Annotated in this window: 24 protein-coding genes; 19 read left to right on the top strand and 5 right to left on the bottom strand. The window is 57.1% G+C overall.

Going from position 1 to position 24,401, the window contains the following annotated elements; all coding sequences use genetic code 11:
• The first annotated feature begins 54 nt into the window (after window positions 1–54).
• From ACYVIS_RS19075 to ACYVIS_RS19040, 8 genes are read left to right on the top strand one after another with little or no spacing between them, the layout of a single operon-like run.
• A complete protein-coding gene (locus ACYVIS_RS19075; protein WP_460874766.1) occupies window positions 55–438 on the top strand; it encodes a hypothetical protein in 384 nt (127 codons plus the stop codon).
• Window positions 429–4,334, top strand: coding sequence for a TipJ family phage tail tip protein (locus ACYVIS_RS19070; protein WP_460874765.1), 3,906 nt, complete (start codon window positions 429–431; stop codon window positions 4,332–4,334). The genes ACYVIS_RS19075 and ACYVIS_RS19070 overlap by 10 nt, the downstream gene beginning before the upstream one ends.
• Window position 4,335: 1 nt before the next feature.
• Window positions 4,336–5,283: a glycine-rich domain-containing protein gene (locus ACYVIS_RS19065; RefSeq protein WP_460874764.1), complete on the top strand. Its 948-nt coding sequence runs from the start codon at window positions 4,336–4,338 to the stop codon at window positions 5,281–5,283.
• Between the two features lie 4 nt (window positions 5,284–5,287).
• Window positions 5,288–5,692 carry a hypothetical protein gene (locus ACYVIS_RS19060; RefSeq protein ID WP_460874763.1) on the top strand — a complete coding sequence of 135 codons (405 nt, stop codon included), beginning with the start codon at window positions 5,288–5,290 and terminating at the stop codon, window positions 5,690–5,692.
• A 28-nt stretch (window positions 5,693–5,720) separates the two neighbouring features.
• Window positions 5,721–6,053: a hypothetical protein gene (locus ACYVIS_RS19055; protein ID WP_460874762.1), complete on the top strand. Its 333-nt coding sequence runs from the start codon at window positions 5,721–5,723 to the stop codon at window positions 6,051–6,053.
• Window position 6,054: 1 nt separating this feature from the next.
• On the top strand, window positions 6,055–6,342 hold the full coding sequence (locus tag ACYVIS_RS19050) for a hypothetical protein (RefSeq protein WP_460874761.1): 288 nt from the start codon (window positions 6,055–6,057) through the stop codon (window positions 6,340–6,342).
• Window positions 6,339–6,785, top strand: coding sequence for a D-Ala-D-Ala carboxypeptidase family metallohydrolase (locus ACYVIS_RS19045; RefSeq protein ID WP_460874760.1), 447 nt, complete (start codon window positions 6,339–6,341; stop codon window positions 6,783–6,785). Before ACYVIS_RS19050 ends, ACYVIS_RS19045 begins: the two co-directional genes overlap by 4 nt.
• Window positions 6,782–7,243, top strand: a complete 462-nt coding sequence (locus tag ACYVIS_RS19040; protein WP_460874759.1) for a hypothetical protein — start codon at window positions 6,782–6,784, stop codon at window positions 7,241–7,243. The genes ACYVIS_RS19045 and ACYVIS_RS19040 overlap by 4 nt, the downstream gene beginning before the upstream one ends.
• A gap of 24 nt (window positions 7,244–7,267) precedes the next feature.
• On the opposite strand, the gene ACYVIS_RS19035 is transcribed toward ACYVIS_RS19040, so the two are convergent.
• Together ACYVIS_RS19035 and ACYVIS_RS19030 are read right to left on the bottom strand one after the other, a co-directional pair.
• Window positions 7,268–8,248: an SDH family Clp fold serine proteinase gene (locus tag ACYVIS_RS19035; RefSeq protein ID WP_460874758.1), complete on the bottom strand. Its 981-nt coding sequence runs from the start codon at window positions 8,246–8,248 to the stop codon at window positions 7,268–7,270.
• A 12-nt stretch (window positions 8,249–8,260) separates the two neighbouring features.
• Window positions 8,261–8,458: a hypothetical protein gene (locus ACYVIS_RS19030; protein ID WP_460874757.1), complete on the bottom strand. Its 198-nt coding sequence runs from the start codon at window positions 8,456–8,458 to the stop codon at window positions 8,261–8,263.
• Window positions 8,459–8,990: 532 nt separating this feature from the next.
• On the opposite strand from ACYVIS_RS19030, the gene cls reads away from it, so the two are divergent.
• Window positions 8,991–10,445 carry a cardiolipin synthase gene (cls, locus tag ACYVIS_RS19025; protein WP_460874756.1) on the top strand — a complete coding sequence of 485 codons (1,455 nt, stop codon included), beginning with the start codon at window positions 8,991–8,993 and terminating at the stop codon, window positions 10,443–10,445.
• Between the two features lie 4 nt (window positions 10,446–10,449).
• Here the strand turns inward: cls and ACYVIS_RS19020 are convergent, their stop codons facing one another.
• Complete coding sequence (locus ACYVIS_RS19020; RefSeq protein ID WP_232743963.1) at window positions 10,450–11,130, bottom strand: GntR family transcriptional regulator; 681 nt, start codon at window positions 11,128–11,130, stop codon at window positions 10,450–10,452.
• Window positions 11,131–11,254: 124 nt separating this feature from the next.
• Between ACYVIS_RS19020 and dctP the strand changes: the two genes are divergently transcribed.
• Genes dctP through ACYVIS_RS18970 form a run of 10 tightly spaced genes read left to right on the top strand, consistent with a single transcriptional unit; the run spans window position 11,255 to window position 20,334 of the window.
• A complete protein-coding gene (dctP, locus tag ACYVIS_RS19015; protein WP_460874755.1) occupies window positions 11,255–12,277 on the top strand; it encodes a TRAP transporter substrate-binding protein DctP in 1,023 nt (340 codons plus the stop codon).
• 56 nt (window positions 12,278–12,333) lie between these two features.
• Complete coding sequence (locus ACYVIS_RS19010) at window positions 12,334–12,843, top strand: TRAP transporter small permease (RefSeq protein ID WP_370636000.1); 510 nt, start codon at window positions 12,334–12,336, stop codon at window positions 12,841–12,843.
• A complete protein-coding gene (locus ACYVIS_RS19005; protein ID WP_460874754.1) occupies window positions 12,825–14,177 on the top strand; it encodes a TRAP transporter large permease in 1,353 nt (450 codons plus the stop codon). Before ACYVIS_RS19010 ends, ACYVIS_RS19005 begins: the two co-directional genes overlap by 19 nt.
• Window positions 14,174–15,841, top strand: a complete 1,668-nt coding sequence (mdcA, locus tag ACYVIS_RS19000; RefSeq protein ID WP_460874753.1) for a malonate decarboxylase subunit alpha — start codon at window positions 14,174–14,176, stop codon at window positions 15,839–15,841. The genes ACYVIS_RS19005 and mdcA overlap by 4 nt, the downstream gene beginning before the upstream one ends.
• Before the next feature lie 7 nt (window positions 15,842–15,848).
• The gene (gene mdcC, locus ACYVIS_RS18995; RefSeq protein ID WP_460874752.1) at window positions 15,849–16,163 is read left to right on the top strand and encodes a malonate decarboxylase acyl carrier protein; all 315 of its coding nucleotides are present in this window, start codon (window positions 15,849–15,851) and stop codon (window positions 16,161–16,163) included.
• Window positions 16,160–17,053: a biotin-independent malonate decarboxylase subunit beta gene (locus tag ACYVIS_RS18990; protein WP_460874751.1), complete on the top strand. Its 894-nt coding sequence runs from the start codon at window positions 16,160–16,162 to the stop codon at window positions 17,051–17,053. The genes mdcC and ACYVIS_RS18990 overlap by 4 nt, the downstream gene beginning before the upstream one ends.
• A gap of 2 nt (window positions 17,054–17,055) precedes the next feature.
• Window positions 17,056–17,772 carry a biotin-independent malonate decarboxylase subunit gamma gene (mdcE, locus tag ACYVIS_RS18985; protein WP_460874835.1) on the top strand — a complete coding sequence of 239 codons (717 nt, stop codon included), beginning with the start codon at window positions 17,056–17,058 and terminating at the stop codon, window positions 17,770–17,772.
• The gene (gene mdcG, locus ACYVIS_RS18980; protein WP_460874749.1) at window positions 17,756–18,445 is read left to right on the top strand and encodes a malonate decarboxylase holo-[acyl-carrier-protein] synthase; all 690 of its coding nucleotides are present in this window, start codon (window positions 17,756–17,758) and stop codon (window positions 18,443–18,445) included. Before mdcE ends, mdcG begins: the two co-directional genes overlap by 17 nt.
• On the top strand, window positions 18,433–19,383 hold the full coding sequence (mdcB, locus tag ACYVIS_RS18975; RefSeq protein ID WP_460874748.1) for a triphosphoribosyl-dephospho-CoA synthase MdcB: 951 nt from the start codon (window positions 18,433–18,435) through the stop codon (window positions 19,381–19,383). Before mdcG ends, mdcB begins: the two co-directional genes overlap by 13 nt.
• Before the next feature lie 21 nt (window positions 19,384–19,404).
• Window positions 19,405–20,334: an ACP S-malonyltransferase gene (locus tag ACYVIS_RS18970; RefSeq protein ID WP_460874747.1), complete on the top strand. Its 930-nt coding sequence runs from the start codon at window positions 19,405–19,407 to the stop codon at window positions 20,332–20,334.
• Between the two features lie 892 nt (window positions 20,335–21,226).
• Here the strand turns inward: ACYVIS_RS18970 and ACYVIS_RS18965 are convergent.
• Together ACYVIS_RS18965 and ACYVIS_RS18960 are read right to left on the bottom strand one after the other, a co-directional pair.
• Window positions 21,227–22,762: a malonate--CoA ligase gene (locus ACYVIS_RS18965; protein ID WP_232743972.1), complete on the bottom strand. Its 1,536-nt coding sequence runs from the start codon at window positions 22,760–22,762 to the stop codon at window positions 21,227–21,229.
• Between the two features lie 97 nt (window positions 22,763–22,859).
• On the bottom strand, window positions 22,860–24,155 hold the full coding sequence (locus ACYVIS_RS18960; RefSeq protein ID WP_370635969.1) for a malonyl-CoA decarboxylase domain-containing protein: 1,296 nt from the start codon (window positions 24,153–24,155) through the stop codon (window positions 22,860–22,862).
• Window positions 24,156–24,401: the final 246 nt, after the last annotated feature.

The following is a 24,401-nucleotide window of genomic DNA, read 5'->3' as shown; positions in this document are numbered from 1 at the left end:
CTTTTTCGTTTCTGGCCCTGCCATATTGCGGGGCCTTTTTTATGGGTATTCGGTATGCATTGGTCGGATGGCTATGTCGGCAAACCTTACATCGCTGAAACAGGTGATTGCGCAGCCCTGGCCGCCAAGGTAGCCAAAGAGGTGTTGGGCAAGACGATTGGATTGCCCACAGCTCATGCTCAAGGTTATGTCGACCAGGCCAAACAGATCCAAGAGATTAAAGGCGACTATGCCGCGCGTATCGACGCGCCCGCCGATGGAGAGCCTGTCTTGCTCGTCGGACGTGGCCACGACTGCCACATCGGGATCATGTGCTGGCTGGCGAACGAGTGGTGGGTACTTCATGCCAATCAGAGCTTCGGGGCTGTAACCAGGGAGCGCTTGCGTGTGCTGACGCGCCTGCATTTCAAAATCGAGGGTTTTTATCGATGGAAATGAATCAACTGCCCGCGCTCATCAGCCATCCGCATGCGCTGGTGGGCGATGGTCGCGAGATCTCCTATGCCGGGTTCCTTGATCGTGAGACGCTGCGAGCCTATATCGAGCGCACACGCATCGTCGTGCCGGCTGGGCCGGTGGCTGTTTGGCATAACGGCTGCCGCGTACCAGACGCACTTTGGGAGCGACTGATTCCGCGCGCTGGCGATTTGGTGATCATCCGGGCAAGGGCTTTGGGTGGCGGTGGCGGCGGTTCGAAAATTCTGCGTTCCGTGGCGATGATTGCGATCGTTATCGCGTCGGTCTATACAGGAGGTCTTATTGGCGGCGTATGGGGGGCTGTAGCCAGCGCCGGCATCATGATCGGCGGCACAGCTCTGGTCACTGCCCTGCTGCCCATGCCCAAGGCCACCACCGCCCAGCTCGGCACGACCGCCAAGTACGAATCGAATCCCAGCTATGCCATCTCGGGCGGACGCAACCGGGCCCGGCCGTGGGAACCGATGATGCTGATTTTCGGGCGGCATAAAGTGGTGCCTGATCTGGCCTCGCAGCCCTACAGCGAATACGTGGGCGATGATCAGTACCTGAACCAGGCGTTCCATTTGGGCCTGCAAAATTGGCAAGGCAATTGGAGCGATTTTAAGATTGGCGACACGCCGATCACGAATTTTCAGGGTGTGCAGCTGCAGGGCTCGGACATCAAAGGCAATCTGACCCTGTTTCCGGGCAACGTCGATACGATCCAGGGGTTCGTGCTGTCGTCGGCCGACGGCTGGAATTCGCGCACGACGCCCATCGACACGACCTACATCAGCGTTGAGCTGGCCGCGAGCCTGTTTTATGCCAACGATGATGGCACGATTGCCTGGCGCAGTGCGGATTATCAGTTGCAATACCGCCAGTTACCGTCCGGCGCATGGAACAGTGTCGGTACGATTGGTGCCACCTATGCGACACATTATTGGTCCCTGCGCGAAAAAGCCACGAACATCTGGGGCCAGGATGGCGCGCAGATCCGCTATGGGTCGACCAACTTTACAGATCACACGGATGGGCAAACGGAGCTCGTGGGCACCACCGATGTGTCGGCTCCGCCCGATATTCAGTTCAATTTCTGGTGGGCGGCGTCCTCCACGGAACCGACCGAGGTGGTCGATGTGTATGGCGTCTGGCGCTGGACGCCGCATCCATTTGCGCTCGGCCAGCCATGGCAAGGCGTGGCGCCGGACCCCCTGCTTACGCCCGCTGCCGCCGGCATACGCCTATCTGGCCAGCGCCAAGAGGCGACCCGGCAAACCATCGGCTGGTCGGTCGCGCAAGGTCAGTACGAGGTCCGGATACAGAAAACCACGGCCGATATTAAAGACACCCGAGAATCCAACGAATCGGCCGTCAATCAGATCCTGTGCTACCAGCCCGATACGGCCGACTATACCGGCCAATGGCGCCTTGCCGTGCGCATCAAGGCGACTGCGCAGCTTAATGGCGCGATCGATGAGTTCAGCGCCATCTGCAGCATGTTTTGCTATGTCTGGAACGGGTCGACCTGGGTATGGGCCGAGTCGTCCAACCCGGCCTGGTGGTTTCTTTGGTACGCCCGCGGCGCCCGTAAGGCCAACGGCGACCGAATCTATGGCGCTGGTTTTGCGGACACTCAAATCGAAATCGAAGCCATCAAAGCCTGGGGAGCTTGGTGTGATCAGAAAAAGCTCACCTTTAACTATGTCCTCACCGAGAAAAAAAGTGTCCATGACGTACTGACCATGATTGCCCGTGCGGGCCGGGCCTCCTACACCTGGCAAACCGGCAAGCTGGGCGTGATCTGGGACGCGGCCAACCTGCCCGTGGTGGCCATGATCGGGCCCTACAACATCAAGGCCGGCACGTTTGAGGTGAACTATGCCAACGATGCGACCGCCGATGAGGTGGTGTGCAATTTCATCAATCCGGCTCGTAACTGGCAGCTCGATAGTGTGCGCGTCCAGGTGCCCAATGTCGCCAAAACCAACACCACGGCCACGCTCGACCTGGACGGCTGTACCGATGTCGACATGGCCGGGCGCGAAGCCAATCTGATTGCCGCCTCCCAGGCGTTCCAGCGCCGGCGCGTGTCCTGGGAAATGGATATTGAGGGCATGGTGGCCACGCGAGGCGATGTGGTGCAGTTTAGCCATGACCTCACGGTCTGGAGCTATGCAGGTCGGTGCCTGGCGCTCACCCGCACGACGATCACGCTCGATCGCACCGTACCCTCGGGCGGTACCGGCTGGGTGTCGCTGCGCGATCCGTCCGGCACGATGCAATTGATCCAGGTGAGCGCGCCGATGGGCGACACCGAGGCGCTCACAATCATTACCGCCTTGCCAGCCGACTTCCCGGTACCGGGCGATGCGGGCTACGAGGATATTGTGCCCATGGACTGGGCCTGGCAGTTCGATCCGCTGGCCACCCCGGGTCGGCGCATCAAGATCATCGACGCCCAGCCCGCTGGCGAGGATGGCGTGAAATTCATCGGTATTGATGACGACCCGGATTATTACGCCAGCGAAACCAACCTCTATGGCTATACGCCGCCCAGAGACGGGGCGTTGCTCGGCGGCGTAATTTTTGGTGTGACATTCTCCGAGGAAATTACGAGCGTTGCCGGCGACATGATCCGCGTGACGGCGTTCTGGTCGAGTGCGAGCAGCGACACAAAAGTCCAGGTGATTGTCTCGATCAACGGAGTGGCGCAACCAGCAATCACCACGCTTGCCCGCACGATGGACCTCTCTGCGCACACGGGCGATGTGATTAAGTTTGCTGTCACGCCGATCCCGGCGTCTGGGCGCGGCACCACCTTTAATGCGGCCTACACCGTCCAGGGCTTGCTCGCGCCTCTGCCCACCGTCACGGGACTCACCAACGTATTTCGCGATGGTTTGACGGCGCTCGTTTGGGACCGTGTGGTCGATGTGCGGACTCCGACCTATGAGGTGCGCCTGGGCTCGACCTGGATCAATTCAAGGACCGTGGCCATCACGTCGAACCTCGATATCCTGGCCATTGGCAACGGACTGTATTTTGTGGCGGCGCGATTCGCCACCGCCGCGGGCGTCGTGATTTACGGCACACCCGACAGTCTGCAGATCTCGGGAGCCACGCTCGTTCGCAATGTGCTCGTCACAGTCGACGAGGACCCGGCCTGGCCTGGCACGGTCGCCGGTGGCGCTATCGTTTTAGGCGATCAACTCACGCTGGCCGGCACGGGCGACATCCTGGCCTGTGCTGATGTGCTGGCATTGGATGACGTGCTCTGGTATGGCGGCGTCGAACCGAGCGGAACCTACCGGACTGATGCAGGCAACATGGTTGATATCGGCTACGCCACGCCAGTTCGCGTGGATTTTACGATTGCGGAATTTGCATTCAATTTTCATGAAAACGTTCTGGCGCTCGACGATGTGTTGGGTGTGGCCGACATCCTAAACGAATCGAACCGCCAGCATTACAAGGTGCGCCCGCAAATTTGCAGCGCCGGCAACGATGGCGTCTTTACGCCTTGGCGTGATTACGTGCCGGGCCTTATCAATGCTCGGTATTTCGACGTGCGGCTCGTGCTCGATACCGACGATGCGCTCATCGTGCCGTTTGTGACCGAGTTCTCCTGGACGATTGACGTGCCCGACTTGGTGCAGCAAGACATCAATCTCACGATTCCGGCCGCCGGCCTGCACGTCACGTATCCGAAGCCGTTCCATGCGAAACCGAACGTCCAGATCGCGACCTATGACGCCCAGGACGGCGATCGCTATGTGCTTTCCAATGCGACCGAAACCGGGCACGACATCCAAATGATCAACGGCACGACGGCCGTATCTCGAAACATTAACGGCTTTTACCAGGGGTATTGATATGACTCAAGAAGCAGTACAAATTACCACCACGCCGCCGCTGCCTGGGCTGCAGCTGGTACAAGACATCAATAAGGCGCTCGAAACCATCGCGACCGCTTTCGCAGGCCCTGCTGCCCCAACCACTACGTGGCCCAATATGTTATGGGTCGATACCGGCAGCTCCGCCCTCTTTCTGCGGCGTCGCAATGCCACAAATACGGATTGGACAATTGAAGGGCAGCTAGGAAAGCAGGCATTTCAAAATTTACCCAGTGCCGATTCAGGCATCATCTTAGTGGATAGCATTGGCCTAATGAAATGGGATGCTACGGATGCAAAATATTACCGAGTCCCTACGTACTCTAATCGTGTCGTCATCTCATCAAGCGGCAATTTTACGCCCGACATATACACCAAATATGGCCGGGTCACGATGGTCGGAGGCGGCGGGGGCGGCGCTTACAGTGATGCGAACGCATCGGGTTGCTCAGGCGGAGGTGGTGGTGGCGGCGCCGGTGAGTACAGATCCCCTACCAATATTACTCTAACACCAGGTGTTGCCATGGCAGCGGTCATCGGCGCCGGAGGAACAACCGGCACATCGACAACTAATGCTACGGCTGGCGGCTCGACGTCTTTTGCCGGGATAACAGCGACAGGCGGAGCCGGCGGAAAACGGGCATCGGCCGAATGGGGCGGTGCTGGTGGTGACAGTAGTGGTGGGGCCGGAACCAATGGCTCAACAACCTCCGGCCCGACCGGATGCGGCGGGGCCGGAGGTTCGTCGCCCCTGGGTTCCGGTGGTGCTGGCGGCGCCGGGAGCGCCACTGTTGGCGCGGCAGGCGCGGTAGGATCGTCTGGAAAAGGATCAGGCTCGGGCGGCGGCGGTGCCGGTGGGTCGCGGCAAACAAGCACGTACGCATCGGGTGGCAGCGGCGCGGCTGGCGTAATTATTCTGGAGTATTAATAATATGCGAGCACATATTATCGAAAATGGTGTCGTTATCAATACGATTGAGGTTGATGACCTGCAGTATCCTGTCGGCGCGAATCAAATACTTATTGACGGCGGTATGGGTGGCATAGGCTGGACGTGGGATGGGTCTGTGTTGACGGCTCCCGCAATAACACTTCCTGTGCAGCCACCAAAAACGGTTTTCTCGTCGCTCGAATATCTGTCGAAATTCACTGACGCGGAATACCAGGCGGCGCGTACCGGCCCCATGGCGATTCAGCGTGGCCTGGACATGCTCATCGCTGCGCAGTTCATCGACTTGAACGATCCGCGTGTGGGCGAGTACCTGGCGGCGATGGTGACCGCAGGCATCATCGACGAGACCCGAAAAACCGAACTGCTCACGCCTCAAGCCGCTTAGCGGTTTTTTTACGTCCGAAGGAACGCGAATGCAACTGCCCGAAACGCTTTCGGAAACAAAGCTGTGGACGCTCGGCCTGGGCGCGCTGGGCGCCGTGATGTCTCTGTCTTCAATTAAGGGTATGTCTTGGCGACAAAAACTCGCCATGGGCATATCCGGGGCAGTGATTGCGGCGCTTTTCGCACAGCCCATTATCGACTTAGTGAACATGCCTCCCGGCTGGTCGGGCGGTATTGCATATCTAGTTGGGATGTTTGGCTGGGCGGTAGTGGACAAGACGATATCCACAATTCGTGAAGCGGATCTTTGGTCATTGGTATCCGACATTGTGCGCAGTTGGTTGGCGCGACGAGGAGGTTGATATGTGGTGGCTCTACACAGACATTGCGGCAAATCTCATTGTGGCGGCGGCCAGCGCCTGGGCGGTCATGTCGCCCAGGGTCAATGACGGCTTGTTTGGCAAGCTGGCTCTCATTTTGCTGTGCTTTGCGGCGTTTGCTAACGCGGCCTGGGCCTGGCAATACCCGGTCAACGTTGATCGTAGTGAGGTGCTTTTTAATTCGGCGGCGGCCTGCATGGCCGTGCGCTGTTATTGGATCAAGCGTCATCGGGCCAGTACCCGGCGCTGGCTCAGAAAGGAAAAATCATGAATCTATCCGAACACTTTACGCTGGCCGAATTTACGCGTAGCGACACCGCCATGCGCCTGAAAATCGACAATACTCCCAGCGCTGAACATCTGACCAACCTTACGCGACTGGCTGCTGCGCTGGAAGACGTACGGGCCCTGCTCGGCCACCCGATTATTATCACTAGCGGTTATCGGTCACCTGCGTTGAATCGCGCTGTCGACGGTGTATCGAACAGCAGCCATTGTCTTGGCCAGGCCGCAGACTTTCATTGCCCTGGCTTTGGTGATGACATGACCGTGTGCCGGATGATTTCGGCCAGCCGTCTGAAATTCGATCAGCTTATTTTTGAGCAGGCCCGCTCGAGCTGGGTGCATCTCGGCATCGGTGATCAAATGCGCCGAGACGTGATCAGTTGGCGCTCTGGCCGAGGATACCGCGCCGGCATCGTGAGAATCGAATGATGTGGACTTTGCTCTGGCCCAAGATCAGCAAATATGTGATCGGCGCCGGCATCTTGGTCGCCTTGGTGCTGGCTGTGTTGGGCTACGGGCACCACCAATACACCGCCGGTCACGTCCAGGCGAAGGCCGATGCGGCCGTCGCCGCCCGAAGCCTCGAAATTGCCATGCAGGAGGAAAAAGATCGTGCTGATGCCAACCACCGCGGGGCTGTCCTGGCCCGCCAAGCTGCTGAAAAAACTGCTGATGCTGAGCGTGCTCGTCTTGACGGGCTGCTGCAGCACTACCGTCGTCTCGCCAAAGCTGCCGGCGCCGGCGGCCGACCTGATGCAACCGGTCCCGACTGGATCGGCGTATTCGGCGCGTGTTACGCGGAATATGCAGAGCTGGGCAAAGATGCTGGACAGCTCGCCGACCAAGTGAACGGATTGCAAGGTTATATTCAGGCGATTCGGAAATGATTAATACAAACAGGACGTTTAAATTTAGCCTTGTATAGGCCCAGGCGGAGGTGGGCCAAAGGCAAGCTGCACCTGAAAAGGCGACTGTGGCGTTGCGATTGGCGCGGCCATTTGAACAAACGTTTTCCCTAGATGACTTTCAATGATTTTTGCTGCGGGCGTGCTAGAAAATGTAATAGTGTAAGCGTGAAATACGGATAGAACCGCATCCTGAAGTTGCTGATCTTCCTCTAGTCGAACTATTTTCAACCCCTGAGCCTCAAGGTCATCTCTATGGAGAAAACGGGAATGAGTCTTATGGTTCGCATGATTCCCTAACCAACCAGCAACCGTTTTCGCACGCTCAACATCATCCTTCAGCATATAGCTAGATAGCCAATCCTTCACCAAAGTCACGGACAGATCGCTCGCGTTTTGACATTGAACCAAGAGATCAGGCCCATATTGACTTAACATTGGGATCCAAGATGCTAGCTTACTCTGGTCGCGGGAAATCTCTTCTTGAGCCTTATTAAATTGAGCGAGAATCGCTTGCGCAGCGACCATTCTCGCCCCGAGTGGCGTTTGGAGAACAAATTGCGGATCGATTGGCCCCAAAAAGGAATGACGTCCCATGATAATTTCATCGCAGGACGTTGCTAACATCGTTGCCGCAGACATAGCGGCATGGGGAATAATTGCACGAATATGAGAGAACTTTTGTCGTAGATATCGAACTATTGCCTCGACTCCCTCGAGCGACCCGCCCGGGCTATGTATTATGAGGTCGAGTCTATCTTCAGTAATGCCTTTCATTACTTCCATAAATCCAGGCACATCGCCAATTCCGACACTAATTATCGCGGGATCTAAGCCTGGCGTAGGTTGAGTCCAACGTGATGCATATACAAATGTAGGGCGCCGGGTTTGCTCAAATAAACGCAACAAGTATTTGCGACGCAACTCATCGAAGTTCTGAGGCTGAGTAGCATTTAACTCCTGAAGCATTTCGCCCCATGTTGACATAGCAGCTTCCGTTTAGCGTGTTGCGGGGGAATTTAAGCCATTCGTCGTAGTCGACTGTCCATAAATTACGCTTGCATTGACAGCATAAGCATGCGTATCCACAGCTGCCTGTGCCGCTTGATAAACCTGCATGGCAGTCATAACCCCAGCATTTTGCATGGCGGCTTTCAGCAATTCATCATGTCGCAGCCGCAGTTCTTCCGGTTTCATGGTTGATACCTCAGCAGTTAATTGTTTCGATTTGTATTTATATATATTAGAGTTACTAGAATAACATACGCAAGCACTAAATTAAGTTTACTCAGTTTTGTAGAACCTTGGCTCTGAAACCCGCATAAACATTAGAGCTAGATTTCGATTATTTTCTACAGACCTATACTTTAACTTATTGATTAATTTAAATTATTTCAGTTCAAATTATTCGATTGTGATTCCAGTTGTCGTGGGTTCGAGCCCCATCGGTCACCCCAAAAAACACTTGCAAGTCCGCGCGCGTTGCGTTTTCGGCTTTCGCGATATACCGCGGCCCGGCAACCTAAACAAAATCGACGCCTCAGTATCGGCCCGCCTTTCAGCGGGCTTTTTTGCATTCCTGGAACGCCACGGCATCAATCTATATTCCGGAACACATCTGTTCTATATACTACTAAGGCCCGGAATCTTGCCGCCTGGGTGCGAGTACCCGGCGATAACTCGCCACACCATTGCGGTCATTCACGACATTGCCCTGGCCTCGACAGATATGTACTCATTGCATGATTTAATCCTCGCATATTGGCCTCATCTTGTTTTTTTAATCAGCTTTGTTTCAGGCGCAGCGGCGGCCACCCATGCCGCCATGACCAAGAACGACGTACGTGCGGCCATAGGATGGGTAGGCGTCATCCTGATGTCGCCCATATTCGGACCGCTGTTTTACCTGGTGGCGGGAATCAACCGGGTGCGCCGCGACCGGATTTCGCAGCAACGCGACGAGGCGTTGAAAGATTACTCGAATAAGCAGGCAGTGCCGGTCGCCGATGTCGGCGCCGACTCGGCTCCCCAGTTCATTTCCCTTCGCACCTTGGGCGACCGCATCAGCGGCTTTCCCCTGCGCGGCAACAACCACATCAAGATTCTGGTGGGCGGCGACCAGGCCTACCCGGCCATGATCGCCGCCATTCACGGCGCGAAGAAAACCATCGCCCTGCAAACCTATATTTTCGACAACGACGAGGTCGGCCGCGAGTTTGTCCAGGCCTTGGCCCAGGCCAAGGAGCGCGGTGTTGAAATACGGATCCTGATCGATTCGATCGGTTCGAAATACTCCCGCCCTCCCATTATCGGCCTGCTGCACAAACACGGCATTACGACGGCCCTGTTCATGACCAACCCCCTGGGCATGAAAATGCCCTACGCCAATCTGCGCAGCCACCGCAAGATCCTGATCGTCGACGGCCGGCATGGATTCACCGGCGGCATGAACATACGGGAAGGCTTTGTATCGGCGATTGCCAAACAGCACGTGGCCGGCGATACGCACTTTCAGGTCGAAGGCCCTATCGTGCTGCAGCTCACATCCGTGTTTGCCCACGACTGGGAATTCACCACCAAGGAAACACTACCCTACGCGACGTGGTGCAGCGACGACTGGAACGTGCCATTGCCCGAGATGCCGGCGCGCTGCATACGTTCAGGACCGGACCGGTTCATCAGCAGCACGCACAACATGCTGCTTGGCGCCTTTGCCGTAGCCCAACAACACATACGCATCCAGTCGCCCTATTTCCTGCCCGATCAAATATTGATCGGCGCCATCAATACCGCGGCGCGGCGCGGCATCCAGGTCGATATTGTCATTCCGGGGCGCAACAACCTGCGCCTGGTCAACTATGCCATGACGGCGCAACTCGACCAAGTGATACGCAACGGCTGCCGGGTCTGGCGCGCCAGCGGCAACTTCAACCATTCGAAGCTGATCACCATTGACGGCGCCTGGTCTTACGTAGGCTCGTCGAACCTCGATCCCCGCAGCCTGCGCCTGAACTTCGAGCTGGATATCGAAATATACAATCGCGGCATCGCCCAGGACATCGAACGCATGATCGACAGCGAAATCGAACACGCCGACCCTGTATCGCTGGCTGGACTGGCTGAGATCCCCTTCAGAAAACGGCTGCGCAACAAAATCATCTGGCTTGCCAGCCCTTATCTGTAGGGGCTTATAGAGTTTCTACGTTCAATGACGGCAAGGATGCAACCAGGTCGGCAAAGCGCTGCCCCTGGATAGTGACGTGCTGACGCAAAAGCTCGACCGTTAAATCGCTGTCGCCGGCAATAATTGCCTCGACGATCTTTTCGTGTTCGCAATAAGACGCCTTCGTCCGATCGCGTACCCGCAACTGCAGCCGCCGATAGGGCCGCAATCGCCGATGCAGAGATCGCGCCTGTTCCGCAAGAAATGTATTGCGGCTGCCTGAGTAGATTTGTTCGTGAAATGCTTCGTTCCTATAGAAGTACTCATCCGGATCGGACGCATCGCACGCATCCTTGCATGCCTGATGCGCAGCCAATAGCGCGCGATGCTCGACCGCGGACATGCGGCGCGCGGCCAGCCGGCCGCACATGGCCTCGATCTCGGCCATCACTTCGAACATTTCGATAAGCTGCTGAGGCCCCACTTCGGCCACAATCGCGCCGCGACGCGGACGCATGACGATGATGCCCGTGGAGGAAAGCTGAATCAGCGCCTCTCGAATCGGAGTGCGCGACACCCCAAACTCTTCCGCCAGCGTGGCTTCATCCAAATGCTGGCCTGGCTTCAAAGTGCCGACCGCAATCATCTCTTCAATCGATTCGCGCAGGGCTTCGGACCTGTTTTTGACATTTGACGTAGTAGCCATATTGTATTCGGCGCCCTGTTATTGACCGCAATTATTTCTTGACAGTGAATGCAATTTAGTAGAATCTAGTATACAAGATCTAATAAAAAATATATTTAATTATTACTACAACTGAGGAAGACAAATGACATCACTCACACGCAGAACACTGCTCGGCGCGCTGGCCACCACCCCTTTGTGGGGAATTCCTTCGGCGTGGGCGCAAACAGCAGTCAAGCTGAAAATCTCGCACCAGTTCCCGGGCGGCACTATCAAAGAAGGCGATTTTCGCGATCGCCTGACCCGCACGTTTGCCGAGGAAGTCGGCAAACGCACCAAAGGCAGCCTGAGCTTCGACATCTATCCCGGCTCGTCGCTAATGAAGACCAATGCGCAGTTTTCCGCATTGCGCAAGGGCGCACTGGACATATCGCTGGTACCGCTGAATTATGCCGGGGGCGAAGTACAGGAAGCGAACATCGGGCTCATGCCCGGGTTGGTAACCTCTTATGAGCAAGGCGCCCGCTGGAAAAATGCCGAAGTGGGTAAAGAGCTGGCCCGAATCCTGGCGCAAAAAGGCATCATCATCGTTAGCTGGATCTGGCAGGCGGGCGGCGTCGCGTCCCGCGGCAAGCCCGTCGTCAACCCGGAAGACGCCAAAGGATTGAAAGTTCGCGGCGGGTCGCGCGACATGGATTTGATACTCAAGTCAGCCGGCGCCGCCGTCGTCTCGATGCCCTCCAACGAAATCTACGCAGCGATGCAGACCGGCACAATGGATGCCGCCATGACGTCCTCGACATCGCTGATCTCATTCCGTCTTGAAGAAGTCTCCAAGAGCCTGACCAGCGGCCGCGACAAAGCGTACTGGTATATGTTCGAGCCCGTGTTGATGTCGAAAATAATCTTCGATAAGCTCACCAAGGATCAACAGGCCGCCATCATGGCAGTGGGCGCGGAAATGGAGCAATTCGCGCTGCAAGGGGCGAAGGCGGACGACGTCAAACTGGCAACGGTTTATGAAAAAGCCGGCGTCAAGGTGGTTGACCTGAACGCCGCCGAAGTCAAGAAATGGCAGGACATCGCGCGCACCACCGCCTGGAAAGACTATGCCGGCAAAAATGCCAATTGCGCCAAATTGCTGGCATTGGCGGAGAAGCTTCTGTGAGCAAAGGCGTCGAAACAACGCCGTCCGTCATAAATGATGTCTCCAACAATCCCGGCCTGAAGGCATTCATCGCATTGCTCGATGGTTTCAACAAAGCCGCGCTGTGGTTGTCCATGGCCGCGCTCTGGGTAACATCGGTAATCCTGACGTACTCAGTCGTGGCCCGCTACTTTCTTCGCATTCCAACCGACTGGCAGGATGAAGCATCAATTTTCATGCTGGTCGGAGTGGTATTCCTGACGGCCGCCTACGTGCAATCGCATCGCGGCCATATCGGGATCGAAGCGCTGGCCTCCATGCTGCCGGCAGGCGTCAACAAAGTACGGATGTTCATCACCGATCTGGCATCCCTGCTCTTCTGCCTGTTTTTTTCGTGGAAATCCTGGACGCTTTGCTACGAGGCATGGGCCGAAGGCCAAACCACATCATCCAATTTCGCACCGCCACTATGGATTCCGTATTCCCTGATGGCGGTCGGAATGAGTGCCTTGACTCTCCAGATCCTGGCTCAGGTTCTGGCCCATATCAATGACACACGGAACCGGAAATGGACCCACTCGTCTTAGGTTCCTTGTATGGAATCGTAACCCTGGTCGTCATGTTCACGGGCATGCCGATTGCTTTTTCCCTGGGCGCGGTAGCCACGGGCTTCATGTATTTTTTCATGCCGGCGGCTTCGCTCGACACAGTGACGCAAAACGTCTATGAAGAAATCGCTTCGATCACCCTGCTGTCAATACCGCTATTCATTTTGAAGGGCGCCGTCATAGGCAAGTCTCCGGCAGGCAGGGATCTGTATTCGGCCATTCATGTCTGGCTGCATCGCGTTCCGGGCGGCCTGGGCATCGCCAATGTATTTGCCTGTGCCATATTCGCCGCGATGGCGGGCTCCTCGCCCGCAACCTGTTTTGCCATCGGTTCCGCCGGAATTCCCGAAATGCGCGCACGCGGCTATTCGCCGAGCTTCGCCGCCGGGATTATTGCGGCGGGGGGAACACTGGGCATCTTGCTGCCTCCGTCGATCACGATGATCCTGTATGCGGTCGCGGCGGAACAGTCGCTGGGGCGCCTGTTCCTGGCCGGAATCGGGCCGGGCATATTGCTGGTGGCGCTGTTTTCCGGCTACGCCGTATTCCGCGCTCGCAAAGAATATCGCATCGCCTACGATATTTACAAGAACGGCGGCGAAAAATCGACTTGCCTGGAAAACGAGCATTTCACGCTAAGACAAAAAATGGAAATGTTGCCGCGCGTCTTGCCATTCGTATTCCTGCTGATCGGGGTAATGGTCGCGTTGTACGGCGGCTTTGCCACGCCTTCTGAAACGGCCGGCGTGGGAGCTTTGCTCGCAATCTCGTTGATTGTCGTGGTGTACAGGATCTGGAAGCCGAAAGACTTGGCGCCTTACCTGACCTCCGCCATCCGCGAGTCCGGAATGCTGTTGATGATAGTCGGGATGTCCTTGTTGTATTCCTATGTAATGAGCTATCTGCACATCAGCCAATCCGCGGCGGAATGGGTCGTCGACCTGCATTTGTCAAAGTGGCTGCTGCTGGGAACGATCCTGATACTGGTCCTGTGCCTGGGTTTCTTCCTGCCGCCGGTATCCGTCATATTGATGACGGCGCCGATTATCCTGCCGCCATTGAAAGCGGCTGGATTCGACTTGATCTGGTTCGGCGTAGTCATGACCATCGTCATGGAGATGGGCCTGATTCACCCCCCTGTCGGACTGAATATATTCATCATTAAAAATATTGCGCCGGACATCTCGCTCGCGCAAGTAATCAAGGGCACCTTGCCATTTCTGGCACTGATGTTCCTGGGGATATTGCTACTCTGTCTGTTCCCTGGAATCGCAACAGGAATACCGGATGTCCTGATGGGAATCAATAAATGAACATGGCTGACCGGGCCTGGGATACCAGGCGAAGCAACACAGCCCAACGCCTCGCCCGCGCAAGGTCGGCACTGGGTGCTGTGCTTGCAGGCAAGTTGCTGCCCGCAGCGCATATCAACGATCTCCTGTACAGCGTGCTCGAGCCGGGCGACCGGGTCTGCCTCGAAGGCAACAACCAGAAACAGGCCGACTTTCTCGCAAAAGCGCTGGCCAGTCTCGACTCGACGCGCATCAACGGCTTACACATGCTGTTGTCGGTGCTGGCGCTGCCCGAACATCTCGATGTGTTCGAACGAGGCATTGCGTCGCAGCTGGACTTCTCGTTCTCCGGGCCTCAAGCCGGACGGCTGGCCAGGCTTGCATCGGCCGGCAAACTCAATATCGGCGCAATCCATACCTATCTGGAACTATTCGGCCGCTATTTCATCGACCTGACCCCGCGTGTCGCCCTGGTGGTAGCGCAATCCGCCGACCACAACGGCAATTTGTACACCGGCCCGAACACGGAAGACACCCCCGCAATCGTCGAAGCCACCGCATTCAAGAGCGGCATCGTGATCGCCCAGGTAAACGAAATCGTGGATGTGCTTCCACGCGTGGATATACCGGCCGACTGGGTAAATTTTGTAGTGCAAAGCCCTGCGCCGTATTACATCGAGCCGCTATTTACCCGCGATCCCGCAAAAATTTCAGAGCTGCAGATCCTGATGGCAATGATGGCCATCAAAGGCATCTATGCCGAATACGGAGTGCAAAAACTGAATCACGGTATCGGTTTCAATACCGCCGCCATCGAATTGCTTTTGCCGACCTACGCCGAGTCGCTCGGATTAAAAGGGAAAATCTGCAAGTATTGGGCGCTCAACCCCCACCCCGCATTAATTCCGGCAATCGAAGCCGGCTTTGTCGAATCAATCCATTCCTTCGGTTCTGAATTAGGCATGGAAGAATACATTCGCGCCCGATCCGATATTTTCTTTGTCGGCCACGATGGGTCCATGCGCAGCAATCGCGCACTGTGCCAGGCCGCCGGCCACTATGCTTGCGATATGTTCATAGGCTCCACACTGCAAATCGATCTGCAAGGCAATTCATCGACCGCAACCCTGGGCAGAATGTCGGGCTTTGGCGGAGCCCCCAATATGGGGGCCGATGCGCGCGGACGGCGCCATGCCAGTCCCGCATGGCTGAAGGCGGGCCAACAGGCGAGTAAGGGAAAATCCCTTATCCCCCATGGCCGGAAACTGGTGGTGCAAATTGTCGAAACCTATCGCGAACGCATGCAACCCGCCTTTGTGGAAACCCTGGACGCATGGCAGCTTGCCGAACAAACCGGCATGCCTATCCCGCCAGTCATGATTTACGGCGATGATGTCACGCATATCCTGACTGAAGAAGGGATTGCAAATCTACTGCTGTGCCGCAGCGATGAAGAGCGGGAGCAGGCAATCCGCGGTGTGGCAGGCTACACACCCGTTGGGCAGGCCCGCGACAGGCGCATGGTGGAAAACCTTCGCGACCGCGGCATTATTCAAAGGGCGGAAGATCTCGGCGTCGACAAGCGGTCGGCAACCCGGGATTTGCTCGCAGCCAAAACAATGAAGGACCTGGTCCGCGCATCGGGTGGCTTATACAACCCGCCAAAGTCTTTCAGAAACTGGTAATACACGCATGGAAACCTTGAATTTTCACTTTGAAAATGGCCTGCGCCACATACCCGCGCAGCCTGAGCTGGTCGGTGTCGTCAGCTCCGGGAACCTGGAAGTACTGGTCGAAAACGCAGCGCTACAGGGCGGCTGCGCGATTGAAATCAAAACCGCGGCAAACGGCTTTGCCGCGATATGGGAAGCAGTGGTAACGGATTTCAATCAACGCTGGCAATTGTCCGACGCACGCATTTCAATCAATGATATGGGGGCAACGCCCGCAGTCGTCAGGCTGCGCCTGGACCAGGCAATAGAAACGCTGCTGGAGCGCGCGTCATGAACAGCTATCTGGAATCAAACGCCCGCGAGCGGATACATGGTTTATTGGATAAAGGCACTTTCGAAGAATTCCTGCCCCCTGGAATACGGCTCGTCAGCCCCCATTTGGCGCAACTCGATGCTCCGGTTTCATTCGATGACGGCGTGGTGATCGGGCAGGGTCTGCTTTGCGGCACGCGCATATTCGCCGCGGCGCAGGAAGGCGGATTCATGGGTGGCGCGGTGGGGGAAGTTCATGGCGCCAAGCTGGTTGGCCTATTGAAACGCGCCATTGCCGAAAATGTCGCTGCCGTTATCCTGTTGCTGGACACCGGCGGCGTGCGCTTGCACGAAGCCAACGCCGGCCTCATCGCGGTATCCGAAGTCATGCGTGCGGTACTGGATGCCCGAGCCGCGGGTATTCCTGTGATTGGGTTGATCGGCGGGTCGAACGGCTGCTTTGGAGGCATGGGTATTGTTGCTCGATGCACGAACGCGATTGTAATGTCGGAAGAGGGGCGGATGGCGATATCGGGACCGGAAGTCATTGAAACAGCCAACGGAGTAGAAGAATTCGATTCGCGCGACCGGGCACTGGTCTGGCGTACCACAGGCGGCAAGCACCGCTATCTGCTGGGAGATTGCCAAACCCTCATAGCCGACGATACGGCAGCTTTCCGGCAAGCCGCCTACGACGCGATGCAGGCGTGCATTAAAACGGGGGCTGAACTGACGCTCACCGCGCTGGAATCCGAACAAAGATTGCTGGAAAATCGCCTGCACGAGTTCTCAACACATACCGAGCCCATGGACATCTGGCATCAGCTTGGCATACCGAATCCTGAAATCGTTCCCATGCTGGAAGCCCAAGCCTTCAGCGAATATGCCGCTCAATATCGCCTGGGAGCCTGATGATGGAATGGAAAGAGCTTGCACGGCAACTGTTCCCCGAAGGCCAGTCCATTATCGAGCAGGATAGCTTCCTGTCGGGAACGGCGCAGGTACAAGGCAAGACCATCGCCGTTATCGGAACAACGAATCACACATCGATCGGCATCGAGATTGCCTTGTCCCAGGCGAAGGCGGTATTGCAAGTCGTTCGCAATCATCCGCAACGAACAATTCTCCTTCTGGTCGATACACAGGGGCAGCGCCTGCGCCATCGTGATGAAATGCTGGGAATCAACAGCTATATGGCGCATTTGGGAAAATGCGTCGACCTGGCGCGACGCCGCGGCCACCAGGTCATCGCCCTTGTATACGACCAGGCGCTTTCGGGCGGCTTCATTGCCAGCGGCCTGATGGCCGACGCCTGCTATGCATTGCCGGAATCGACTATTCGCGTCATGGGCCTGCCGGCAATGGCGCGCATTACCAAGGTTCCGGAACAGACATTGATCGAACTGGCAAAGGAAAATCCCGTTTTCGCTCCCGGCCCGAAAAACTACTTTCGCATGGGCGGAATCGAAGCAATCTGGGACAGCAATTTCTCCGCACAATTGATTGCGGCGCTTGCAAGTACGAATTCATCGGATCAACGCACTTCGTTAGGCCTGAGCCGAGGAGGCCGCAAACTGGCCTATCCTGTGGCGGAAGCAGTGATTTCCGGGGCTCATGTTCAAGCGGCATGACCTGGCCTGGCTAACGGACGCAGGCTGGCGGGCGAGCCGCGACAGCGTTGCGCCAAAGTACCATCCCGCATTGGAGCGCTGGCAACGGAGCGGTTGGCCAGCGGTTGTACGGCGCACGGATCCCGATGCGATGCCCAATCAAGTCTGCTTGGGCATCGCGCTGCCGCCCGATTCGGTCACCCGCCAAAAAATCCGTATTTCATTGCGCGCACCCATTTCCGAGACAAGCCGGACCATGCCTCCGCTTGCCATCGATGCCATCATCGCCACCGCGCCTGCGCCCTGGCGGCATCAGCTGCAATTGCTGGCTGGGCAAGCCGTTCAACGCGGCCTGGTGTTCAAGGTTTATGGCTCCATCGCATGGCAAGCACTGACTGCCGTATCTTATGTGACGGCAAGCTCGGATATCGACATGCTGTTTTCGCCAACAACTCGCACCCAACTCGAAGACGGGCTTGCCCTTCTGGAACACCATGCAGGAATTTTGCCACTGGATGGGGAAACCTTATTCCCTTCGGGACAAGCGGTCGCCTGGAAAGAATGGGTACAGGCGATACGCTGCGGAATCAATTCGCGCGTTCTCGTCAAGGAAAATTCCAGCGTGCACCTGACCACGACATCCGCGCTGCTGGCATCGCTTGGAAATATCGAGGCGATATCATGCGCGGGCTAGCATCCACGCATAGGCCAGCGGCCCGGTCTCAATATTTACCGGCGCCAAAGCCCGCCGCAAAGCCGGCTTCAGGTGTGGACAAGCCATTCTGCGCGCACTTGGGCCGCCTTGCGGTGCGCAGCCTGCATGCCGAACTGATCTTGTATCCCAAGCCGGGGCTGGTATCGCTGGTCGACTGCGGCAGCCACCATGACATGACCGCGGCGACTTTCCTGCACAGCATGTTCTCATTGCGGCATTACTTCATAAATATAGCGGAAGCGGGAATGAACAATGCGCCCTTTGCCGCACTCAAGCATTTAGGCATGGAGGCCGAAGTCCGCATGCTGTCGGCCACGGGCGGCATCAATACCCATCGTGGCGCAATTTTTTCTCTTGGCTTGCTGTGCGCGGCAATGGGCCATTGTCGTGCCCATCGAGTCACCCTGTCCGCCCGGGCCATACGCAGTGCCTTATCGATCACATGGGGTGGTGCGCTGGCCGGACATATGCACTCGACATCGACAGACACTTCCATATCGCACGGCGCGCAAGTGGCAGTGAACCACGCAGCCAGCGGTGCCCGCGAGGAAGCCGCATTGGGGTTTCCTTCCATCTTCGACATTGCCCTACCCGCACTGGAACGGACACTGGAGGCCGGGCGCACTACGACTTGCGCACGGATCGACTCTTTTTTTTCGTTGATGGCGCATATCAGCGATACCAATGTGTACCATCGCGGCGGCATGGCAGGCGCGGCAACCGTCAGGAATCTTGCGCAACAATTCCTGGCTCTTGGGGGGACCGCACACCCCAATTGGAAAAACCGCGCACTGGATTGTCACCACACCTTCGTGCGTCAACGGCTCTCGCCCGGCGGCGCCGCCGATTTACTGGCTGCAACCTGCCTTGTCCATTCAGTGCTCTCGAATTGCCGGTGGAACAATGACTTGTCTTAGCCCGCACCTATACAAAAAGCCATGCAGCGCCTAGCCATTCTATGTCCTGGCCAGGGCGGCCAACATCCACATATGTTCGATTTGGCCAAAACCGATACACGTGTGGGAGGCCTGCTGGAACATTGGCTGCCGGAAGCCGTATGCGGCATGCCCTTGCAGGAAATACTCGACGATCACGAGCTGCTGTTCTCCAACCGCATCGCGCAGCCTTTGATCGTTGCCGCCGAGTTGGCTGTCTGGGAAGCCATCAAACTCAGTATCCCCCCGCCAGCCCTGGTAGCCGGCTACAGCATCGGGGAAGTTGCCTCTTACGGGGTGGCGGGCGCGCTTTCCGCCGACGAAACCATCGGCCTGGCAGCATTCCGCGCACGCTGCATGGATGCGCACGCCGAAGCGTCGGCCAGACAATCCCTTATGGCGGTCTCAGGCTTGCGCAGCACGGTTATCCATGAACTTATTACCCGGCACGGACTATCGATCGCGATTGAAAACGGGGAAGACAGCCTGATCCTGGGTGGCCTGCATCACGATTTGCAGGCTGTCGAGCCCCTGCTCGCGCAAATGGGCGGCCATACCGTTGCCATTCCCGTTGCCATAGCTTCGCACACGCCGTTGATGCTGGGCGCGGTGGCCCCATTCAGGGAAAAATTGGAACACTGCACGTTTGCAGATTTCACAAGCCCTGTAATATCAGGAGTATTGGCCGAGCTGATAGCCACAAAAGAGAAAGCAGTTACGCTTCTTCCGCGCCAGATTGCTGAAAAAATAGACTGGGCGGGATGCATGGACGCGTGCGCTGAAGCAGGTATAACCGTTGCTCTCGAGCTGGGCCCGGGCGGAGCATTATCGCGCATGCTGCGAGCAAGACACCCGACAATAGAAAGCCGTTCAGTATCGGATTTCCGTACGCTGCCCGGCGTATTGAAGTGGCTGGACAGGTCCCTTCGCTAGGCTGACACAATAGGGCGGCAGTGTCCTGGTGGGGTAGTTCGCTAGAGTATTTTTGGGTCGGGTGTTTATGGTACTCGGGTGTTTATGGTATTTGACGTTTTGGTATTTGAAGACGCCATCTATCGGGGCTTGGGGTCAGGACCGGCACGGCGTGCTTGATCCGGATCTACCTCGTCCAGGCGGGCGTCGGGCCAAACTCGCTACGCCGCTGGCGCGGCTACGCTCAAACATGGCCCGCCGAAGGCCCCCGCCTTCCCTACGGTAGCATCCGGCGCACGCCTTACGCCGGTCCTGACCCCAAGCCCCGATAGACGGCTCACATTAGGGCATGCCTGGAATCAACGTGCTTGCACCTACTGTTAATGGGCCTGCACCCATAGAACCGTTAACGTGCCCGCACTCATGCCTCCATCACGTCGCCACATCTACCTCGATTGACGACTTGGATGTACTAAAAGCACCCACCGCCTCAACGTAGCCTGTGATTGGCTAAACGCCGCTTCCCCAATGTATACCTCGAGGCATTTCCTCAACGCAAGCCGCAGGGTGGGCGGTGCTGTGTAGTCCGGCGGTAGTCCAGCGCCGGGTGCTGACGAAGGGAAGGCGGGGGCTTTCGGCGGGCCCTGTTTGAGTGGCGACCCGCAGCGCGGGGCGGCGCGAGTTGGCCCGACGCCCGCCTGGACGAGGCAGACCCGGGCAGTCGGATAGCGCAGCTAGCCGACCGCTGGACGTGCCGGACTGCACAGCACCGCCCACCCTGCGGCGTCTTTATAGAACCACCAACCACGCTACAGACAACACAGACCACAGTCATCGCTCAAGCCCAAAAACAGCTCAAAACAACAGTCATCGAAACACATTCAGCGCCATAAGCACTCGAACCGAAAATACTTTAGCCCTGTTCCTTGTAGGCCTCGCGCAGCACATTCTTCTGCACCTTGCCCATGGTGTTGCGCGGTAACTGATCTATGACATGAATACGCTTGGGCACCTTGAAATTGGCAATCAGCGCCTTCAGTTCTGTTTGCAGGCGCAGGCCATCGATAACCGCCCCCGGCCTCGGAACAATCACAGCCACCACAGCTTCGCCGAAATCCGGATGAGGCACACCAATAACCGCCGACTCGGCCACACCCGACATTTCATCGATGATGGCTTCAATTTCCTTGGGGTAGATATTGAAGCCGCCCGAAATGATCAGGTCTTTGCTGCGTCCGACTATCGAAAGATAATTACCCGGAATGCGCGCATCGCCGCCAAATCGACCTACGTCGCCGGTCTTGAACCAGCCATCGTCGGTGAACTCCTCGCGGGTTTTCTCGGGCATGCGCCAGTACCCTTTGAATACATTGGGCCCGCGCACCTGCACATTGCCGATTTCGCCCCCGGCCAACGCCCCATTGGCATCGTCGACCACACGCACCGACACACCAGGCAGGGCTTGCCCGACCGTGCCGGCCACACGCTCGCCCAAGGCCGGATCATAGGGATTGGACGTCAGCATTACTGTTTCGCTCATGCCATAGCGCTCCAGAATGACATGCCCCGTACGGGCCTGGAAATCCCTGAACGTTTCCGTCAGAAGCGGCGCGGAGCCGGAAATGAACAGCCTCATTTTGCCGCAAAGCTCGCGGGTAAATCGAGTGTCCGCCAACAAGCGCACATAATAGGTCGGCACTCCCATCATCATGGTGCTTTGCGGCAAATAGCGCAGCGCCTGCTCGATATCGAGCTTGGGCAGCCAGATCATCCTGGCTCCCGCCAACAAAGCCCCGTGCGAGGCCACAAACAGGCCATGCACATGGAAAATCGGCAACATATGCAGCAACACATCGTCCGCACGCCAGCCCCAATACGCTTTCAGCACCTGCGCATTCGACACCAGGTTCCGATGCGTCAACATCGCCCCCTTGCTGCGGCCGGTCGTCCCGGATGTATAGAGAATAGCCGCCAGATCATCGTCCTGGCTCATGGCGGTCTGAAACTCCGAAGACAGGTCCGCAGCGGCGGCAAGGCACGTGCCGCTGCCATCGTCGTCCATCGTGTACACATGAGCGGTATTCGTTTTCTTCGCCAGGCTGTCGATCCAGGCAAGATTCTTGCTTGCGCAGACCAATACCGATGGCTGGGCGTCGCCAAGGAAATATTCAACCTCGGCAGCCCGATAAGCGATATTCAGAGGCAAATAAACCAGGCCCGCGCGTATCGTCGCCAGATACAGCATCAGGGCCTCAGGAGATTTTTCAACTTGCACCGCAACACGGGCGCCCGCCGGCAGATCAAGCCGGCGCAGCAGATTGGCAAAACGCGCCGACAAATGATCGATATCGTCCCAACTGTAATCGCGTGCCGGCGTCTGGATCGCAACCTGGCTTCGATCGTCCGGGAAGCCCGACTCAAGTACCGCGTAAAGATTTGTGTTGCTCACTCAAAAAGTCTCCAAAATATTCTGCTCCGTCCGGCAAGGGCAAATTCGCCCCGCCAGCCTGGCTGTCAATAATCGCCAATGCGCGCGGAAAGGACAATCAGCGCCATTTCAGGCTGCGGGAAAGCCTCGGTTTTCCCGCAGCCAACTGCACCAGATTTGCATCCAGTTCATCCAGGTCGTAAAGATAATTCACCATGATCGCGCACGATTGCTCCAGGCCTTTGGCCGAGCAGTCGGCAGCCCAATTGATGCGTTCGATACGCGCACCGTTTCCCAAATGAAAGCGCGCCACCGGATCGAGCGGCTGGCCATTCTTCATGGCTTTCAGATAATGGGCCGCCAATTTCAGGCCGGTACGCTGCACCACTTCGGATGCCTGGCCGACGGCGGCTTTTTGCAATTGAGCAACCCATCTCACGCCGGCGCGGGCGCTCTCGTGGGCATACTGGTTATCGCTGCGATCGTGCAGCAGTTCCTGCAAAACCTGGCCATCCTGTTTACCCAGCCATGCCGCAAAGCCGGGAATCGGCGACAGAGTCGCAAACGACTTCAAGCGCGGCAATTCGCGCAGCAATTCTTCGATCACTCTCTTGAGCAGGAAATTGCCGAAACTGATGCCCCGCAGGCCCGCCTGCGTGTTGGAAATGGAATAGAAAATAGCCCAACGAGCCTTGTCCAGATCCGCCGCCGGCGACTGAGGATCCAGCAGCGCCTGTACATTGCCGGCCATTTGCGGCGCAAACGCGACTTCGACAAAAATCAGCGGGATATCGTCCATGCCGGGATGAAAAAATGCATAGCAGCGACGGTTTTTCGCAACCCTGTGCCGTAACTCTTCCCATGAATGGATCTCGTGCACGGCTTCATACTGGATCAGCTTTTCGAGCAGCGACGCCGGCGAATCCCAGGTAATGGGCTTGAGTTCGAGCATACCCACATCGAACCAAGTCGATAACAGGCCTTCAAGCTCGTGCTCCAGCACGGTCAAGCCGGCAATCTGCTTGCGCCAGCGCAGCATATCGGCGCGCAAGCCCACCAGGAACCGCAAACCATCGGCTTGCGCATTGAAACGCTTGAACAGGCGCAGCCCCTGATCGGTGCGCGGCTCGATGCCTGAGCTTGTCTGAGCCAGATTATTCAATAGGAAACGCCGTTCTTTGTCCTCAGCCGCCGCGTATCGGGTGCACCACTGCTTGGCCAACCGGTTTGCCGCCACATCGGTTAACCGCGCCGAAAACAGGCTTTCCGTTTCCACCGGATTGTTCGATCGATCGCCGTCCAGCCAGCGCCCCAGTCGGGCAATCAGGCCCGGCGCCTCGCCACGATTTTTTTCAATGGCTTCTTCAGGCATGGGATCAGCCAGCTCACGAGTGCCTGATTCTAGTATGGTCATGGACGAGCCCCCTGATAACCGAAGAACGTTGTTCGATGGAACCTTTGTTATGAATAATGGATTGTAATCCAGGACGGTATTTTTATAGGGCTCGGCTCCCTACCAAATAGGCCGTGCCGTGATGTATTGTCGCGTTACCCCGTGCCCGCAGAAAAAGGTGTTAGCGACCACCCAAAAAACTCTAACACGAGCGGGGGTGGCGGCCCAGGCAGGGTGAGCGAGCTTGAGTCCGCCGCGGCCGCAGCC

The sequence above is a fragment of the Paralcaligenes ginsengisoli genome, assembly GCF_054781135.1.
The sequence above is the reverse complement of the archived record's forward strand: the minus strand, read 5'-3'. Positions and strand labels throughout refer to the sequence as shown.

Excerpts from the sequence above, each read along its gene's own strand:
- mdcB (WP_460874748.1), top strand. The coding sequence starts at position 18,433 with ATGCGCGGGCTAGCATCCACGCATAGGCCAGCGGCCCGGTCTCAATAT.
- ACYVIS_RS19045 (WP_460874760.1), top strand. The coding sequence starts at position 6,339 with ATGAATCTATCCGAACACTTTACGCTGGCCGAATTTACGCGTAGCGAC.
- mdcA (WP_460874753.1), top strand. The coding sequence starts at position 14,174 with ATGAACATGGCTGACCGGGCCTGGGATACCAGGCGAAGCAACACAGCC.
- ACYVIS_RS19065 (WP_460874764.1), top strand. The coding sequence starts at position 4,336 with ATGACTCAAGAAGCAGTACAAATTACCACCACGCCGCCGCTGCCTGGG.
- mdcG (WP_460874749.1), top strand. The coding sequence starts at position 17,756 with ATGTTCAAGCGGCATGACCTGGCCTGGCTAACGGACGCAGGCTGGCGG.
- ACYVIS_RS19050 (WP_460874761.1), top strand. The coding sequence starts at position 6,055 with ATGTGGTGGCTCTACACAGACATTGCGGCAAATCTCATTGTGGCGGCG.
- ACYVIS_RS19070 (WP_460874765.1), top strand. The coding sequence starts at position 429 with ATGGAAATGAATCAACTGCCCGCGCTCATCAGCCATCCGCATGCGCTG.
- ACYVIS_RS19055 (WP_460874762.1), top strand. The coding sequence starts at position 5,721 with ATGCAACTGCCCGAAACGCTTTCGGAAACAAAGCTGTGGACGCTCGGC.
- mdcC (WP_460874752.1), top strand. The coding sequence starts at position 15,849 with ATGGAAACCTTGAATTTTCACTTTGAAAATGGCCTGCGCCACATACCC.
- ACYVIS_RS19040 (WP_460874759.1), top strand. The coding sequence starts at position 6,782 with ATGATGTGGACTTTGCTCTGGCCCAAGATCAGCAAATATGTGATCGGC.
- ACYVIS_RS19035 (WP_460874758.1), bottom strand. The coding sequence starts at position 8,248 with ATGTCAACATGGGGCGAAATGCTTCAGGAGTTAAATGCTACTCAGCCT.
- ACYVIS_RS19060 (WP_460874763.1), top strand. The coding sequence starts at position 5,288 with ATGCGAGCACATATTATCGAAAATGGTGTCGTTATCAATACGATTGAG.
- mdcE (WP_460874835.1), top strand. The coding sequence starts at position 17,056 with ATGGAATGGAAAGAGCTTGCACGGCAACTGTTCCCCGAAGGCCAGTCC.
- ACYVIS_RS18960 (WP_370635969.1), bottom strand. The coding sequence starts at position 24,155 with ATGACCATACTAGAATCAGGCACTCGTGAGCTGGCTGATCCCATGCCT.
- ACYVIS_RS18990 (WP_460874751.1), top strand. The coding sequence starts at position 16,160 with ATGAACAGCTATCTGGAATCAAACGCCCGCGAGCGGATACATGGTTTA.
- ACYVIS_RS19005 (WP_460874754.1), top strand. The coding sequence starts at position 12,825 with ATGGACCCACTCGTCTTAGGTTCCTTGTATGGAATCGTAACCCTGGTC.
- dctP (WP_460874755.1), top strand. The coding sequence starts at position 11,255 with ATGACATCACTCACACGCAGAACACTGCTCGGCGCGCTGGCCACCACC.
- ACYVIS_RS19020 (WP_232743963.1), bottom strand. The coding sequence starts at position 11,130 with ATGGCTACTACGTCAAATGTCAAAAACAGGTCCGAAGCCCTGCGCGAA.
- ACYVIS_RS19030 (WP_460874757.1), bottom strand. The coding sequence starts at position 8,458 with ATGAAACCGGAAGAACTGCGGCTGCGACATGATGAATTGCTGAAAGCC.
- ACYVIS_RS19075 (WP_460874766.1), top strand. The coding sequence starts at position 55 with ATGCATTGGTCGGATGGCTATGTCGGCAAACCTTACATCGCTGAAACA.
- ACYVIS_RS18970 (WP_460874747.1), top strand. The coding sequence starts at position 19,405 with ATGCAGCGCCTAGCCATTCTATGTCCTGGCCAGGGCGGCCAACATCCA.
- cls (WP_460874756.1), top strand. The coding sequence starts at position 8,991 with ATGTACTCATTGCATGATTTAATCCTCGCATATTGGCCTCATCTTGTT.